The following is a 16,251-nucleotide window of genomic DNA, read 5'->3' as shown; positions in this document are numbered from 1 at the left end:
CCAACAGGTACGCCGACGGTATATAGAGGGGATCACGGAGCGTGCGGGAGACACTCGCACGCGAAGCCGTGCCACGATGTGACCCGTGACCGGCGGGATGCCGGTCGCTTCGGCACCCGGAGCCGGGAAGGCAGAGCATGAGCACCGACGTCAGCAGTGCGGAGAACGAGGGTGGGGCCCCCATCCGTACCGCGCGCGTGCCCAAGTACTACCGCCTCAAGAAGCACCTGCTCGACATGACGGACACTCTGCCGCCCGGCACACCGGTGCCGCCCGAACGCACCCTCGCCGCCGAGTTCGACACCTCGCGCACGACCGTGCGCCAGGCCCTCCAGGAACTCGTCGTCGAGGGCCGGCTCGAACGCATCCAGGGCAAGGGCACCTTCGTCGCCAAGCCCAAGGTCTCCCAGGCGCTCCAGCTCACCTCGTACACCGAGGACATGCGCGCCCAGGGCCTGGAACCCACCTCCCAGCTCCTGGACATCGGCTACATCACCGCCGACGAGACCCTCGCGGAACTGCTCGACATCTCGGCCGGCGGCCGGGTGCTGCGCATCGAGCGGCTGCGCCTGGCCAGCGGCGAGCCGATGGCCATCGAGACGACCCATCTGTCCGCGAAGCGCTTCCCCGCCCTGCGCCGGTCGCTCGTCAAGTACACCTCGCTCTACACCGCGCTCGCCGAGGTGTACGACGTCCACCTCGCGGAGGCCGAGGAGACCATCGAGACCTCGCTGGCCACCCCGCGCGAGGCCGGACTGCTCGGCACGGACGTCGGTCTGCCCATGCTGATGCTGTCCCGGCACTCGATCGACCGGCAGGGCGAACCGGTGGAGTGGGTGCGCTCGGTGTACCGGGGCGACCGCTACAAGTTCGTGGCCAGGCTCAAGCGCCCGCAGGACTGAAACACCGGTGTCCCCGAGGTCCGGGGTGACCGGCGGTCCCCCGCGGGCCCCCCGGTACCACTTCGCGTTCACGTTCGAGGCACGGTCCCGGCCGGGGCGCGGCGGGACCGGTGCGCGACGCGGCCGGCCCCGCTCCGGGCGGTCGGGGCAACGCGCTGCCCGGTAAGGGAGTTCACCGGCCGGCCCGCCCGCGCTCCCGCACACCAACCCTCCACATCCACCGCCGGGGAGGGGGTTCCATAAAGCGGAACGGTCGCCTAGATTTCCTGCGCATTGCACAGGTGACCAGCGAGGGGACGGAGCCACCCATGTCAGACGTGCCGGAAGCGAAACCACCGGTGGTGACACCGGTCCGGGTGGTGACACCGCTCCGCGTGGTGATCGCCCTCTGCCTGATCGCCCCGTCCGTGGCCATGCTGTGGGTCGGTTCGTACGCGAAGGTCGACCCGGCCTTCATCGGCATCCCTTTCTTCTACTGGTACCAGATGCTGTGGGTGCTTCTCTCGACCGCGCTCACCGTGACCGCGTACCAGCTGTGGCAGCGTGACCAGCGCGCCCGCGCCACCACGAAGGGCGGTACCGACGCATGAACGACGGCGTGAACGGCGTGGCACTCGCCGTCTTCATCATCTTCTTCGTGGCCGTCACGGTCATGGGCTTCCTGGCCGCGCGCTGGCGCAAGGCCGACAACGAGCAGAGCCTCGACGAATGGGGCCTGGGCGGGCGGTCGTTCGGCACCTGGGTCACCTGGTTCCTGCTCGGCGGCGACCTCTACACGGCGTACACCTTCGTCGCCGTACCGGCCGCGATCTACGCGGCGGGCGCGGCCGGCTTCTTCGCCGTGCCGTACACGATCCTGGTCTACCCGCTGGTCTTCACGTTCCTGCCCCGCCTGTGGTCCGTCTCGCACAAGCACGGCTATGTGACGACGTCGGACTTCGTGCGCGGCCGCTTCGGCTCCAAGGGCCTGTCCCTCGCCGTCGCCGTCACCGGCATCCTCGCGACCATGCCGTACATCGCGCTCCAACTGGTGGGCATCCAGGCCGTGCTGGACGTCATGGGCGTCGGCGGCGGCGAGAACACGAACTGGTTCGTCAAGGACCTCCCGCTCCTCATCGCCTTCGGCGTACTGGCCGCGTACACCTACTCCTCGGGCCTGCGCGCCCCCGCCCTGATCGCGTTCGTGAAGGACACCCTGATCTACATCGTGATCGCGGTGGCCATCATCTACATCCCGATCAAGCTGGGCGGCTTCGACGAGATCTTCCACTCGGCGAGCGAGAAGTACGCCGCGGCCGGCGCGGGCGGGATCGTACCGGCCCAGGCAGGGCAGTGGACCTACGCCACCCTGGCACTCGGCTCCGCGCTCGCCCTGTTCATGTACCCGCACTCGATCACCGCGACGCTGTCCAGCCGCAGCCGTGAGGTGATCCGGCGCAACACCACGATCCTGCCGCTCTACTCCCTGATGCTGGGCCTGCTCGCCCTGCTCGGCTTCATGGCGATCGCGGCCGGGGTGAAGGTCACCAACGGCCAGCTCGCCATCCCGCAGCTCTTCGAGGACATGTTCCCGGACTGGTTCGCGGGTGTGGCCTTCGCCGCGATCGGCATCGGAGCCCTCGTCCCCGCGGCCATCATGTCCATCGCGGCCGCGAACCTCTTCACCCGCAACATCTACAGGGACTTCATCAATCCGGACGCGACCCCGCAGCAGGAGACGAAGGTCTCCAAGCTGGTCTCGCTCCTGGTGAAGGTGGGCGCGCTGGTCTTCGTCCTGACGATGGACAAGACGGTCGCCATCAACTTCCAGCTCCTGGGCGGCATCTGGATCCTGCAGACCTTCCCGGCCCTGGTCGGCGGTCTGTTCACGCGCTGGTTCCACCGCTGGGCGCTGCTCGGCGGCTGGGCGGTCGGCATGCTCTACGGCACGCTCGCCGCCTACGGGGTCGCCTCACCGACGCAAGCGCACTTCGGCGGCAGCTCGAAGGAGATCCCGGGGATCGGGGAGATCGGCTACATCGGTCTGACGGCGTTCGTCATGAACGTGGTGGTCTCCGTCGTCCTCACCTTCGCCCTGCGGGCGTTCAAGGCGCCCGACGGCGTGGACGAGACGTCACCGGCGGACTACACGGCGGACGCGGGCGACCCGGGAGTCCAGGTCGAACTGCCCCCGGCCACCGCGGAGGCGGGCCACTAGGCGCCTTGCGAAAGTCCCGCCCGCTCCCACGGGCGGGCACCGCCGGGCGCGGTCCGGGACAGCGGTACCAGGGAGCGGGCCGCCGGAGAGAGATCCGGCGGCCCGCCGCCGTGCGTCCGGGGCACACTCCCGGCATGGACATCGTCATCAGGCCCGCGCGGCCGGAGGAGTACCCCTGCGTCGGCGAGATCACCGTGCGGGCCTATCTCGGGGACGGGCTGCTCGACTTCGGGGAGGGCGACCCGTATCTCGGAGAGCTGCGGGACGTCGCGAAGCGGGCCGCCGCGGCCGAGGTGCTCGTCGCGGTCGAGGGGGAACAGGTCCTCGGCGGCGTGACCTTCGTCCCCCGGGGCGGCCCCATGGCCGACATCGCACGGCCCGGCGAGGCCGAGATCCGGATGCTCGCCGTCGCGCGCGAGGCCCGCGGCCGGGGTGCGGGCGCGGCCCTCGTGGGCGCCTGCGTCGACCGCGCACGGGCCACCGGGGGCTGTGCGCGCGTGGTGCTGTCCACCCAGCGCACCATGCGCACCGCCCACCGCCTCTACGAACGCCTCGGCTTCACCCGCGCCCCGGAGCGCGACTGGAACCCGGTTCCGCACCTCGACGACGTCTTCCTCCTCACCTACGAGTTGACCCTCAGGCACACTCCGTAGCGCCCTCCGAAGCCGACACGGCACAACATGTGGGGGTGCTTCCTCAGCCCGGCACTAGATGTATGCTCATGCTCGCTGTCGTCGCAGGGGAATCCGGTGCGAATCCGGAACTGTCCCGCAACGGTGTACTTGTGCGCATTCGCGCACGGGCTTCAGTCCGAGGACCTGCCGACAGCGTGCCCCGGCCAGCCGGCCCGGGCGCCGACGACGTCCGGGCCTCGTGGAATGGGCCGGTGGACGCACGCGTACCCGTAACCGAGTCGCGTGTCCCGCTGCCCTCCGCCAGGCCCCGTGCCGAGCGAGGGAGAGCCCCAAGTGACCATCGCGCCAGCCGACCCGGTTTCAGTTTCCGCCCAGCAGGCCCCGGTGGAAGCGGAGTCCGCGCAGCGGGCCCCGGTGGAGACGGACGGTCCCGGTACCACGCTGCTGCGTACCCTGACCGACTTCACCGCCGACCTCCCCGGCGCCGACCCCGGCCGGGTCGCCGCCGCCGCGCTGCGCGGCCGGTCCACGCACGCGGACGACGCGGAACTGCGCGAGCTGGCCACCGAGGCGGCCGCCGGCCTCATCTCCGAGGACCCCGTGTACTCGCGGCTGGCCGCCAGGCTGCTGACGGTCGGCATCGCCGAGGAGGCCGCCTCGCAGGGCGTCACGACGTTCTCCGAGTCCATCACCACGGGCCGGCGCGAGGGTCTGATCGCCGACCGCACGGCGGACTTCGTCGACCTTCACGCGGCCCGCCTGGACGCGCTGATCGACACCGCGGGCGACGACCGCTTCGGCTACTTCGGCCTGCGCACCCTGCACAGCCGCTACCTGCTCCGGCACCCGATCACCCGCAAGGTCGTCGAGACCCCCCAGCACTTCATGCTCCGGGTGGCGTCCGGCCTGGCGGAGGACGACACGGCCCGGTCCGTCGACGAAGTGGCCGCGCTCTACGGCCTGATGAGCCGGCTGGACTACCTCCCCTCCTCCCCCACGCTCTTCAACTCCGGTACGCGGCACCCCCAGATGTCGTCCTGCTACCTCCTCGACTCCCCGCTGGACGAGCTGGACTCCATCTACGACCGCTACCACCAGGTCGCGCGCCTGTCGAAGCACGCGGGCGGTATCGGGCTGTCCTACTCCCGCATCCGCTCCCGCGGTTCACTGATCCGCGGCACGAACGGGCACTCCAACGGCATCGTCCCGTTCCTGAAGACCCTCGACGCCTCGGTCGCCGCGGTGAACCAGGGCGGCCGGCGCAAGGGCGCCGCCGCGGTCTACCTGGAGACCTGGCACTCCGACATCGAGGAGTTCCTGGAGCTGCGTGACAACACCGGCGAGGACGCCCGCCGTACGCACAACCTGAACCTCGCGCACTGGATCCCGGACGAGTTCATGCGCCGGGTCGACGCCGACGCGCAGTGGTCCCTCTTCTCCCCCTCCGACGTGCCCGGACTGGTCGACCTGTGGGGCGCCGAGTTCGACGCGGCGTACCGTGCGGCGGAGGCGAAGGGCCTGGCGAAGAAGACCATCCCGGCCCGCGACCTCTACGGCCGCATGATGCGCACCCTGGCGCAGACCGGCAACGGCTGGATGACCTTCAAGGACGCCGCCAACCGCACGGCCAACCAGACGGCGGAGCCGGGCCACACCGTGCACTCCTCGAACCTGTGCACCGAGATCCTGGAGGTCACGGACGACGGGGAGACGGCCGTCTGCAACCTCGGCTCGGTCAACCTCGGCGCGTTCGTCGACACGACGACCGGCGATCTCGACTGGGAGCGTCTGGACGAGACGGTCCGCACCGCCGTCACCTTCCTCGACCGCGTCGTCGACATCAACTTCTACCCGACCGAGCAGGCGGGCCGGTCGAACGCCAAGTGGCGCCCCGTCGGCCTCGGCGCGATGGGCCTCCAGGACGTCTTCTTCAAGCTGCGTCTGCCCTTCGACTCGCCCGCCGCCCGCGCGCTCTCCACCCGTATCGCCGAGCGCATCATGCTCGCCGCCTACGAGGCCTCCGCCGACCTCGCCGAGCGCAACGGCCCGCTGCCGGCCTGGGAGAAGACCCGTACCGCCCGCGGTGTGCTGCACCCCGACCACTTCGACGTCGAGCTGAACTGGCCGGAGCGCTGGGCGGCGCTGCGGGAGCGCATCGCCGCGGTCGGCATGCGCAACTCGCTGCTGCTCGCCATCGCGCCCACCGCGACGATCGCGTCCATCGCGGGCGTGTACGAGTGCATCGAGCCGCAGGTCTCGAACCTCTTCAAGCGCGAGACGCTGTCCGGTGAGTTCCTCCAGGTCAACTCCTACCTTGTGGCCGAGCTGAAGAAGCTCGGGGTGTGGGACGCGCAGACCCGGGAGGCGCTGCGCGAGGCGAACGGCTCGGTGCAGGGCTTCACCTGGGTGCCGCAGGACGTCCGCGACCTGTACCGCACGGCGTGGGAGATCCCGCAGCGCGGCCTCATCGACATGGCCGCGGCCCGTACCCCGTTCCTGGACCAGGCCCAGTCGCTGAACCTCTTCCTGGAGACGCCGACCATCGGCAAGCTCTCCTCGATGTACGCGTACGCCTGGAAGTCGGGCCTGAAGACGACGTACTACCTGCGCTCGCGCCCGGCGACCCGCATCGCCCGTGCCGCCCAGGCGCAGGCCCAGCCCGAGAAGACCATCCCCCTCCAGCAGGTCGCCGACCCCGACGCCGTCGCCTGCTCCCTGGAGAACCCCGAGTCCTGCGAGGCCTGTCAGTAATGAGCTCCACCGAGAAGAACCTGCTCGACCCGGGCTTCGAACTCACCCTGCGTCCCATGCGCTACCCGGACTTCTACGAGCGCTACCGGGACGCCATCAAGAACACCTGGACCGTCGAGGAGGTCGACCTCCACTCGGACGTCGCCGACCTGGCGAAGCTGTCGCAGGGCGAGCAGCACATGATCGGCCGGCTGGTCGCGTTCTTCGCGACGGGCGACTCGATCGTGGCGAACAACCTCGTCCTGACGCTGTACAAGCACATCAACTCCCCCGAGGCGCGCCTGTATCTCTCGCGCCAGCTGTTCGAGGAGGCCGTGCACGTCCAGTTCTATCTGACCCTGCTGGACACCTATCTGCCCGACCCGCAGGACAGGACGGCGGCCTTCGCGGCCGTCGAGAACATCCCCTCCATCCGGGAGAAGGCCGAGTTCTGCTTCAAGTGGATGGACTCGGTGGAGAAGCTGGACCGCCTGGAGACCAAGGCCGACCGGCGCCGCTTCCTGCTGAACCTCATCTGCTTCGCCGCGTGCATCGAGGGTCTCTTCTTCTACGGAGCCTTCGCCTACGTCTACTGGTTCCGCAGCCGGGGTCTGCTGCACGGTCTGGCGACGGGCACCAACTGGGTGTTCCGCGACGAGACGATGCACATGTCCTTCGCCTTCGAGGTGGTCGACACCGTCCGCAAGGAGGAGCCCGAGCTCTTCGACGACCAGCTTCAGCAGCAGGTCACCGACATGCTGCGGGAAGCCGTGGAGGCCGAGCTGCAGTTCGGGCGCGACCTGTGCGGTGAAGGCCTGCCGGGCATGAACACCGAGTCGATGCGCCAGTACCTGGAGTGCGTCGCCGACCAGCGTCTCCAGCGTCTCGGCTTCGCCCCGGTCTACGGCTCCGAGAACCCCTTCTCGTTCATGGAGCTTCAGGGCGTCCAGGAACTGACCAACTTCTTCGAGCGCCGTCCCTCGGCGTACCAGGTCGCCGTGGAGGGCTCGGTCGGCTTCGACGAGGAGTTCTGACCGTCCCGGAACGGGTCTGCGGGTGACGAGGCCGGGTCGCGCACGCGGCCCGGCTTCGTCACGTCCACCCCCAGCCACGCCAATCCCCGTTCCAATCCCCGCCTATGGAGCGGCAAAGTTCTTCGGGCGTGACTGTTCGTGTGCCGTCCGTCCCGGTTACGTTCTGGCCGTCCCGCCGTGCCACGCATCGTGGCATCCCAGGACGTCAATGTGTCATGCCCACGACAAAGCTCCGCGTTCACCACGCTACGCGCGTCACGGGCCCGCACCTCAGTGCAGCGCCGAGAACCCCACTTCCGGCTGTGGAACCGCGTACGGCCCCACCCGGGCCCGCGCGGCACCGGCCTCAAACCGATGGAGGCAGCACTCCCATGAGTGAGACACGCTCCAGCAGGCCCGCCCGGCGGTTGCGAAGACTCCTGACCGCCGCCGCCCCCGCCCTCGCCCTCACCGTCGCCGGTCTCATGGCGGCCCCGGCCGCCGGCGCCCAGACCGCGCCCGCCACCGGACACACCTCTCGCGTGACCCAGAACGCGAAGGCCCTGACCGCCCCGGCCGCCCAGGCCGTCCACGCGACGGGCAGGGCCGGCCAGAAGGTGCCGACCACCCGTCTGTGCGGCGCCCCGACGCCCGGTCACGCGGCCTGCTTCGCCCAGCGCCGCACCGACATCAAGCAGAAGCTCGCCGCGGCGGTCTCCTCGGATGCCGCCGCCGCGGTGTCCGGCCTCAGCCCGGCCAACCTGCACAGCGCCTACAACCTGCCCTCGACCGGCGGTTCGGGCCTGACGGTCGCCGTGGTCGACGCCTACAACGACCCCAACGCCGAGTCGGACCTCGCCACCTACCGCTCGCAGTTCGGCCTGTCGGCCTGCACCAAGGCCAACGGCTGCTTCAAGCAGGTCAGCCAGACCGGCTCGACCACCTCGCTGCCGACGAACGACAGCGGCTGGGCGGGCGAGGAAGCGCTCGACATCGACATGGTCAGCGCGGTCTGCCCGAACTGCAACATCGTTCTCGTGGAAGCCACTTCACCCACCGACGCCAACCTCGGCACCGCCGAGAACGAGGCCGTCACGCTGGGCGCGAAGTTCGTCTCCAACAGCTGGGGCGGCGCCGAGTCGTCCTCCCAGACCGGCGAGGACACCTCGTACTTCAAGCACCCGGGCGTCGCCATCACCGTCTCCTCCGGTGACGAGGCCTACGGCGCCGAGTACCCGGCCACCTCCCAGTACGTGACCGCCGTCGGCGGCACCGCGCTGTCCACGTCCTCCGGTACCCGCGGCTGGACCGAGTCCGTGTGGAAGACCAGCAGCACCGAGGGCACCGGCTCCGGCTGCTCCGCCTACGACCCCAAGCCGTCCTGGCAGACCGACACCGGCTGCGCCAAGCGCATGGAGTCCGACGTCTCCGCGGTCGCCGACCCCGCCACCGGCGTGGCCGTCTACGACACCTACGGCGGCTCCGGCTGGGCGGTCTACGGCGGTACGAGCGCCTCGGCGCCGATCATCGCGGGCGTGTACGCGCTGGCCGGCACCCCGGGCAGCGGCGACTACCCGGCGAAGTACCCCTACTCCCACACCTCGAACCTGTACGACGTGACCAGCGGCAACAACGGCTCGTGCTCCCCGTCCTACTTCTGCACCGCGGGCACCGGCTACGACGGACCGACCGGCTGGGGCACCCCCAACGGCACGGCGGCCTTCACCTCGGGCACCGGTACGGGCAACACCGTGACCGTCACCAACCCGGGCAACCGGTCCACCGCGACGGGCAGTTCGGTGAGTCTGCAGATCGCGGCCAGTGACAGCGCGGGCGCGGCCCTCACGTACAGCGCGACCGGGCTGCCGACGGGACTGTCCATCAACGCCTCGACCGGACTGATCTCCGGCACGGCGAGCACCGCGGGCACCTACGCGGTCACCGTCACGGCGAAGGACGGCACGGGCGCCTCAGGTTCGGCCTCGTTCACCTGGACCGTGAGCACCTCCGGCGGCGGCACCTGCACCTCGGCGCAGCTGCTCGGCAACCCGGGCTTCGAGTCCGGCAGCACCTCGTGGACCGCGTCGAGCGGCGTCATCACGACCGACACCGGTGAGGCGGCGCACGGCGGCTCCTACAAGGCCTGGCTCGACGGCTACGGCTCCACCCACACCGACACCGTCTCCCAGTCGGTGACGATCCCCGCCGGCTGCAAGGCCAGCTTCACCTTCTACCTGCACATCGACACCGCGGAGACCACCACCACCAGCGCCTACGACAAGCTGACGGTCACCGCCGGATCGACCACCCTGGCCACCTACTCCAACCTCAACAAGGCCACCGGGTACGCCCAGAAGACCTTCGACCTGTCCTCGTTCGCCGGCTCCACCGTCACCCTGAAGTTCAGCGGCGTGGAGGACTCCTCGCTCCAGACCAGCTTCGTCCTCGACGACACCGCCGTCACGACCAGCTGAGCAGCGCGGGACCCCGGCCGCCGTCGCGGCCGGGGTCCCGCCCGTCCGGTGGGGATCCTGATACGCGGGTGACACGTCCAAGCGGCAAGGAGGTCACCCCCATGCGCCCTATGAACCCCCATCCGGTCCACGCCCTCGCCGCCCTCGCCGCCCTGACGCTGCTGCTCGCGGGCTGCGGCACACAGGGCGGCGGCGACGCGGGAGGCGGCGCCACCGTGTCGCCGTCCCCCACGAAGCACCCCCAGGACTGTGGCACGCCGCCCGCGGAGCTCGACGCCGCGGACGCCGGCCGTACGTACTGCCTCGCCACGGGCGGGGAACTCCGCCTCTCCCTGGACGGCACCGCCGCCCGGCCCTGGACGCCCGTCAAGGCCGACGGCAACGGTCTGGAGGCCACCAACAGCGGGATCGTCCTCCAGGCGGGCGACGCCTCGGCCGCCTTCCGGGCGGTCTCGGCGGGGACCGTACGCCTCACCTCGTCCCGCCCGCTGTGCGCCACCGAGCCGCACCGGATGTCGTGCAAGGGCCTCCAGGAGTGGACGGTCACCGTGCGAGTGACGAAGCCCTGATCTGACGGTCCACGCGTCGCTCGTGCACGAGCCCGATGAGTGACGGCAGCGCCACCACACCGAGGACGGCGAGGACGAGAAGCATTCCGACGAGGTTGTCCATGAATGTGTTCATGGACAGTACTGTCGCGCCGATCACTCCTTACCGTCAGTGGCAGCACTGCCGTGCACCCTCGAATTCCTGCCAACTCCGAGGCACACTGGACGGCATGCTGAAGAACGTGGCCGCCGTGCTGCTCGACGGAGTGCATCCCTTCGAACTCGGCGTGGTCTGCGAGGTGTTCGGGATCGACCGCAGCGACGACGGGCTGCCCGTGTACGACTTCGCGGTCGCCTCCGCCGAGGGCCCGACGCTGAACACGCACGCGGGGTTCTCGCTCCACACGGAGCACGGTCTGGAGCGGCTGGAGACGGCCGACCTGATCGCCCTGCCGGCCGGGAACGCCTACGCCTCCCGCTCCTACCCGCCCGAACTGCTCGCCGCGCTGCGCCGCGCGGTCGACCGCGGCGCCCGGGTGCTCAGCGTCTGCTCCGGCGTCTTCGTACTCGGCGCGGCCGGACTGCTGGACGGGCGGCGCTGCGCCGTGCACTGGCACCACGCGGACGAACTCGCCCGGCAGTACCCCCGCACGACCGTCGAGCCGGACGTGCTGTACGTGGACGCGGACCCGGTGATCACCTCGGCCGGGACCGCCGCGGGCATCGACGCCTGCCTCCACATCGTGCGCAAGGAACAGGGCCCGGAGGTCGCCAACGCCATCGCCCGGCGCATGGTGGTGCCCCCGCACCGGGACGGCGGCCAGGCCCAGTACATCGAACGCCCGCTGCCCCGCTCCACCTGTGACACGGTCGGCGAGGTGCTGGTGTGGATGGAGCGCCACCTCGACGAGGACGTGACCGTCGAACAGCTCGCGGCCCGCGCCCATATGTCCCCGCGCACCTTCGCGCGCCGCTTCCAGCAGGAGACCGGCACCACGCCGTACCGCTGGATCCTGCGCCAGCGGGTGCTGCTGGCCCAGGAGTTGCTGGAAGCGACGGACGAGACGATGGACGCGATCGCGGGCCGCACCGGGTTCGGCACCGCGGCCGCGCTGCGCCACCAGTTCGTACGGAGCCTGGGGACGACCCCGCAGGCGTACCGGCGCACGTTCAGGGGCCCGCGGGCCGCCTGACCACGCACCGGTACGGACGCGGGCCGTCACGCACGGTCAGCGCGGCACGGCCCTCAGCAGCAGCCGGTGCGGCCGCAGCGTGATGCCGACGCGGGTCGCGTCGTCCGACTCCGACACCTTCTCCAGGCGCCAACGGGACGCCACCGTCGCCGTGATCAGGCTGAGCTGCGCCATCGAGAAGTGGTCGCTGGGGCACTTCCGGTTGCCCACGCTGAAGGGGCTCATGGCGTACTTCGGCACGTCCTTCGCGCGTTCCGGAAGCCAGCGGTCGGGGTCGAAATCCAGATGCCCGTCGTACGACCGCGGATCACGCTGGATCGCGTACGGGCTGTAGACGATGTCGGCACCGGCCGGAATCCGATAGCCGCCGAGCTCCGTTTCGGTCACCGCGCGCCGCGTCAGAATCCATACCGCGGGGCGCAGCCGCATCGCTTCTACGACGACATTGTTCGTGTGCGACAGCTTCCGGACGTCGTCGAATGCGACGGGCCGGTCCCCGGCGACGGATTCGACCTCCTCGGCCACCCGGGCGGCGTGTTCCGGGTGTTCCACGAGGACTTGCAGCAGCCACATGATCGTGGACGCGACGGTTTCGCTGCCGGGGGTGAGTATCGCCACGACTTGGTCGTGGATCTCCTGTTCCCCTATCGGCTCACCGTTCTCGTTCTTCGCTTCCAGCAAGGCCGTCAGCAAATCGTCCGGCTTTTGACCAGATGCGCGGCGTTCGGCGATGATCTCGTCGACCAGGACATGCAAATCGGCCAATGCGCGGTCGAATTTGCGGTTGGCCGGAAGCGGTAGCCGATAGAGCGGGCCCGCCGGGATCACCATGCGCCGGTACATACCGCGGAAGACGGTGGCGAGCGCGACGCTGAGCCGCTCGGCGCGCTCGTCCATGTACTCCCCCCGCAGCAGGCAGCGGGCCGCGATGCGCACGGCGACGCGGAACGACTCCGAGGTGCAGTCGACGGCCTGCCCCGACCCCATGCGCTCCGCGAGGGCCCGTGCCTCCTCCTCCATGACCGGCCCGTACTCGGGGATGATGTCGAGCCGGAACGCGGGCTGTATGGTGCGCCGCTGACGGCGGTGCCGGGGCCCGTTGGCGGTCGCGACGCCCTCCTTGCCGAGCAGGCCTTCCAGGGACTCCCAGAGCGGTCCGTCGATCTTGAAGTCGGGGCTCAGCGCCATCGCTCCGGTGAGGGCGGGCGAGGTGAGCGCGTACACCGTCTTGGGGCCCAGCCTGAGCCGGACGACCTCGCCGTGCTCACGCAGCCGGGAGAAGAGGCCCAGCGGGTCGCGGACCAGTTGCCAGCCGTGGCCGAGGACGGGGACACCGCCTCCGGCGAGGGGCGGGGCGGGCAGCTCCGGCGCCTCGGGGTGCGCGGGCCTTACGGACTCGACGGTCATGACTCACCTGCCGCTTCGTTGTTGACGTACGGGGGTGTGGAGCGGTCGTCCCAGCTGTCGACGGTGTACCGGCCGGACTCGTGGTGGAACCAGTACACGGAGCTGAACCAGTTCCGCATATTGCCGAGGCAGGACTTCACCGCGTCGCTCAGTTCCTTTCCGCGCACGGAGCCGTCCGCGAGCGAGTCGGCGAACTCGTCGAGTTCCTCTTCCGCCTCGAGGAATTCGGTGACGCATTCCTCGACTCGCTGCCGCATGTCCGTGACGGCGCCCTCGAGAGTCAGCCCCTCGTGATGAATGAGACTGATTCCGAGATTGTGCACCTCGTCGCCCGCTATTTCCTTCGGGAGCGAACAGAGATCGTTGTACCAGGCGGCGAATTCCTGACTCAGCAGGGCCGCCCGCCGATATACGGAACTGTTCCGCACGGCGGCGGGCAGTTCATAGCCCGCGCTCGTCTCCAGGAGATCGGTCCAGATCCAGTGGGCGAAGGTGAGCCGCCGGAGCTGGAGATATTCCTCGACCGTGGGAACGGTTCCGGAGGTACGGTTCCTGAATTCCCGGTCGTATGCCTCGATCACCGCGTGGAAGTGCCGTGCGAAGCGCGCGTTCCACTTCTCGCCCAGGAACGAGTACAGCCGCACCACGCTGTCCGCGAACCCCGCGACCAGGGGATCCGGGTGATACAGGTGTTCCCGGGGGGAGTCGAGCGCCTCATGGAGCTGGAACCTGAGCCTCCGCCAGGCCGCCGGCCTGCCGTGGACGACGTCCCGGTCGTGCCGGTCGTCCCAGACGAAGAACCACGCGCTGTAGTCCGCTATCGCCTGCATGACCTCGTCGGGCGCGCCAATGTAGTAGCCCGCCATCAAGTCCGTATAGCAAAGGCCGTCGGCATATTCCTGGACCTTGTCGGCAGGCATGAGCCGTTTTTCCCGGAGCCACGAACGTGTGTTCTCCTGGAGCCTGGGCCAATACGGATGCAGGTGACGGGGAAACTCGGCCTCGATCACCGGGAGTGAGAGCGCCGGTGGAACCGCGACCGCGGTCGGTGTCGATGAAGTGCCGTGTGAGAAAGCATGCACGAACAAACCCCTCTCAGCCGCCAGTTGCGCTACGCCCCTCTCGTCGTGCCGGGCGTGCGCCGTTGCGTATCCCCGCACTTCCCATTCAGCACCACAACTGACTGTTCTGGGAATGGATTTGCTCCACTCACTACCGGAGAGTGCCGAGAATCCCCCCTTGTGTGACTGGATATGGATCATTAGAGGAGCGCAGGGGATCGAACGTGCGACGCACATACGAACGGCGCCTGGTCAGGGAGCTCCCCGACCAGGCGCCGTTCGCGTGGAACCCACGGAAGATCGCGGGCCCCGTCTGTCGTTTTCTGTCTCAGCCGTTCACGGCCGCGGCTCAGTCGTTCGCGACGATCGGGTAACGCGGCTCGTTCTCGGACATCTGCCGCAGCGCGTCCTTGCGTTCACGCTTGGAGAGCCGGTCGATGTAGAGGTAGCCGTAGAGGTGGTCGGTCTCGTGCTGGAGGCAGCGCGCGAAGTAGCCGGTGCCCCGCACCTTGACCGGGTTGCCCTTCTCGTCCTGCCCGGTGACCTCGGCGTAGTCCGGGCGGGCCAGCGGCGCGTAGGCGGTCGGCACGGACAGGCAGCCCTCGTTGCTCTCGTCCAACTGACGCCGGTCGGCGGGCAGGTCGACGAGGACGGGGTTGCAGACGACCCCGACGTGCCGCGTGCCCTCGTCGTCCTGGCAGTCGTACACGAAGACCTTCAGGTCGACGCCGATCTGGTTGGCGGCCAGGCCCACGCCCTCGGCGGTGCGCTGGCTGGCGAACATGTCGGCGACCAGCCGGCCGAGCTCGTCGTCGAACTCCGTGACGTCCTCGCACTCCTTGTGGAGCACCGGGTTGCCGACGACCGTGATCGGCCGCGAGGTGCCGGGCTCGCGGTAGGCCGCCTCACGCTCCTCGCAGTCCTCGGTGTCGATGACGAAACCCTCGTCGTCCACGGGGAGCACGCCCGCGTGCTGCTGTTCGGTGTCCTGCTGCGCCATGACCGACGTACGCCTTCCTGGAATCCATGAGAGTGCTGCGGCGTACAGCCTACGGGGCCGCGCGCACCCCTCGGCAGGCGTCCGCGCCCGGCGGAACCCGGCTAGCAGACCTCTTCGAGGTCCCGCCAGTCCCGGGAGTCGGGGCTGTCGGCGACCCAGCCGTCGAGCAGTCCGCGCACCAGCGAGGCCGGTGCCGCGAGCCCGCACTCCCGCTCGGGCACCCACAGCTGCCCGTCGGTGCGGTGGCCGAGCGGGCCCGGGTGACCGGGCTCACTGTGGTCGTGCGGGTCGAGATGCTCGCCGTCGCCCTCGTCGGACGGCATCCGGGACTCGGAGCACATCCGGCACAGCAGCCGTACGGAGGACGACCAGTCCTCGGCGGCGAAGCCGGCGTCGGCCGCGAGCTGCTCCAGGGCGTCCCGGTCCTCCTCGGTGGCCGCCTCCAGCAGGACGACCCAGGTGGGCACCGGGGACGGAGCCCACAGCTCGATCTCGTCGAAGACGGGGTAGGCGTGCCCGACGACGGTGGTCCGCTCGCCGTGCGGCACTCCGTCGTGCAGGACGACCTCGCCCCAGCGCCGCCCGGAGGACGGAAGCGGAATGGACAGGACCTCGATCCGGGCCGGATCGAGCCTGCGGCCCCACACGACCTCGGCCTCGCCCTCCGGCGACAGCCGTACCGCCGCGCTGCCGAGGTCCATGCCGGCCGGCTCGCCGGAGACGGCGGCTCCGCCGGGCACCCGCAGCCCGTACGCCTGCCAGGCGCGGCGGGCCAGCGGCCAGTCCTGCAGGGCGGTGGCGGCGATGCCGACGTTCCACCAGTCGGGGGCGCCCGCCTCCCGGTCCAGGAGCGCGACGGCCCGCAGACCGGCCGCCCTGGCCTGCTCCCAGTCGTGCCGGAACTTGTGCAGCAGAGCCAGGTTGAACCAGGACTCGGACAGCCACGGCTCCAGGTCCGCGGCGCGTGTCAGCAGCGCTCCCGCGTCCTCGTACCGGCCGTCACCGATCAGCGTGAACGCACGGTCGGTGGCCTGCCGCCATGAGGCGGAGGGCCGGTGTCGTCCCTTGCCGAAGATCCTCACGATTCCCGC

General features: G+C 69.9%; 14 protein-coding genes and 1 riboswitch. Of the genes, 9 read left to right on the top strand and 5 right to left on the bottom strand.

Translation table 11 applies throughout. The features are described from left to right. The first annotated feature begins 137 nt into the window (after positions 1 to 137). From HEP85_RS26440 to HEP85_RS26405, 8 genes are all read left to right on the top strand, one after another. A complete protein-coding gene (locus tag HEP85_RS26440) occupies positions 138 to 902 on the top strand; it encodes a GntR family transcriptional regulator (protein WP_148010391.1) in 765 nt (254 codons plus the stop codon). A gap of 308 nt (positions 903 to 1,210) precedes the next feature. Then, the gene (locus HEP85_RS26435; protein ID WP_168530154.1) at positions 1,211 to 1,492 is read left to right on the top strand and encodes a DUF3311 domain-containing protein; all 282 of its coding nucleotides are present in this window, start codon (positions 1,211 to 1,213) and stop codon (positions 1,490 to 1,492) included. Further along, a complete protein-coding gene (gene mctP, locus HEP85_RS26430; protein ID WP_168530153.1) occupies positions 1,489 to 3,099 on the top strand; it encodes a monocarboxylate uptake permease MctP in 1,611 nt (536 codons plus the stop codon). Before HEP85_RS26435 ends, mctP begins: the two co-directional genes overlap by 4 nt. Before the next feature lie 134 nt (positions 3,100 to 3,233). Then, a complete protein-coding gene (locus HEP85_RS26425) occupies positions 3,234 to 3,752 on the top strand; it encodes a GNAT family N-acetyltransferase (RefSeq protein ID WP_168530152.1) in 519 nt (172 codons plus the stop codon). Positions 3,753 to 3,784: 32 nt separating this feature from the next. After that, positions 3,785 to 3,940: riboswitch (cobalamin riboswitch) on the top strand. Positions 3,941 to 4,118: 178 nt separating this feature from the next. Beyond that, the gene (locus HEP85_RS26420) at positions 4,119 to 6,485 is read left to right on the top strand and encodes a ribonucleoside-diphosphate reductase subunit alpha (RefSeq protein WP_168534039.1); all 2,367 of its coding nucleotides are present in this window, start codon (positions 4,119 to 4,121) and stop codon (positions 6,483 to 6,485) included. Continuing rightward, the gene (locus tag HEP85_RS26415) at positions 6,485 to 7,498 is read left to right on the top strand and encodes a ribonucleotide-diphosphate reductase subunit beta (protein ID WP_168530151.1); all 1,014 of its coding nucleotides are present in this window, start codon (positions 6,485 to 6,487) and stop codon (positions 7,496 to 7,498) included. Before HEP85_RS26420 ends, HEP85_RS26415 begins: the two co-directional genes overlap by 1 nt. A gap of 371 nt (positions 7,499 to 7,869) precedes the next feature. Next, complete coding sequence (locus HEP85_RS26410) at positions 7,870 to 9,951, top strand: putative Ig domain-containing protein (RefSeq protein WP_168530150.1); 2,082 nt, start codon at positions 7,870 to 7,872, stop codon at positions 9,949 to 9,951. A 101-nt stretch (positions 9,952 to 10,052) separates the two neighbouring features. Further along, complete coding sequence (locus HEP85_RS26405) at positions 10,053 to 10,520, top strand: hypothetical protein (protein WP_211118071.1); 468 nt, start codon at positions 10,053 to 10,055, stop codon at positions 10,518 to 10,520. Here HEP85_RS26405 and HEP85_RS26400 read toward each other — a convergent pair. Continuing rightward, positions 10,495 to 10,635: a hypothetical protein gene (locus tag HEP85_RS26400; protein ID WP_168530149.1), complete on the bottom strand. Its 141-nt coding sequence runs from the start codon at positions 10,633 to 10,635 to the stop codon at positions 10,495 to 10,497. The genes HEP85_RS26405 and HEP85_RS26400 overlap by 26 nt on opposite strands. 94 nt (positions 10,636 to 10,729) lie before the next feature. Between HEP85_RS26400 and HEP85_RS26395 the strand changes: the two genes are divergently transcribed. Then, positions 10,730 to 11,692, top strand: coding sequence for a GlxA family transcriptional regulator (locus tag HEP85_RS26395; protein ID WP_168530148.1), 963 nt, complete (start codon positions 10,730 to 10,732; stop codon positions 11,690 to 11,692). Positions 11,693 to 11,728: 36 nt separating this feature from the next. Here HEP85_RS26395 and HEP85_RS26390 read toward each other — a convergent pair whose 3' ends face one another. The 4 genes from HEP85_RS26390 to HEP85_RS26375 all read right to left on the bottom strand — a co-directional run bounded on the left by HEP85_RS26390 (position 11,729) and on the right by HEP85_RS26375 (position 16,242). After that, entirely contained in the window at positions 11,729 to 13,099 is a 1,371-nt protein-coding gene (locus HEP85_RS26390; RefSeq protein ID WP_168530147.1) for a cytochrome P450, read from the bottom strand. Next, positions 13,096 to 14,181: an epi-isozizaene synthase gene (gene cyc1, locus HEP85_RS26385; RefSeq protein WP_211118250.1), complete on the bottom strand. Its 1,086-nt coding sequence runs from the start codon at positions 14,179 to 14,181 to the stop codon at positions 13,096 to 13,098. The genes HEP85_RS26390 and cyc1 overlap by 4 nt, the downstream gene beginning before the upstream one ends. A gap of 328 nt (positions 14,182 to 14,509) precedes the next feature. Beyond that, positions 14,510 to 15,160, bottom strand: a complete 651-nt coding sequence (gene def, locus HEP85_RS26380) for a peptide deformylase (protein WP_168530146.1) — start codon at positions 15,158 to 15,160, stop codon at positions 14,510 to 14,512. A gap of 101 nt (positions 15,161 to 15,261) precedes the next feature. Continuing rightward, complete coding sequence (locus tag HEP85_RS26375; protein ID WP_329290299.1) at positions 15,262 to 16,242, bottom strand: hypothetical protein; 981 nt, start codon at positions 16,240 to 16,242, stop codon at positions 15,262 to 15,264. Positions 16,243 to 16,251: the final 9 nt, after the last annotated feature.

Origin of the sequence: Streptomyces sp. RPA4-2 (genome assembly GCF_012273515.2) — a bacterium.
In the GTDB taxonomy this organism is placed as follows: Bacteria; Actinomycetota; Actinomycetes; order Streptomycetales; family Streptomycetaceae; genus Streptomyces; species Streptomyces kaempferi.
The sequence above is the reverse complement of the archived record's forward strand: the minus strand, read 5'-3'. Positions and strand labels throughout refer to the sequence as shown.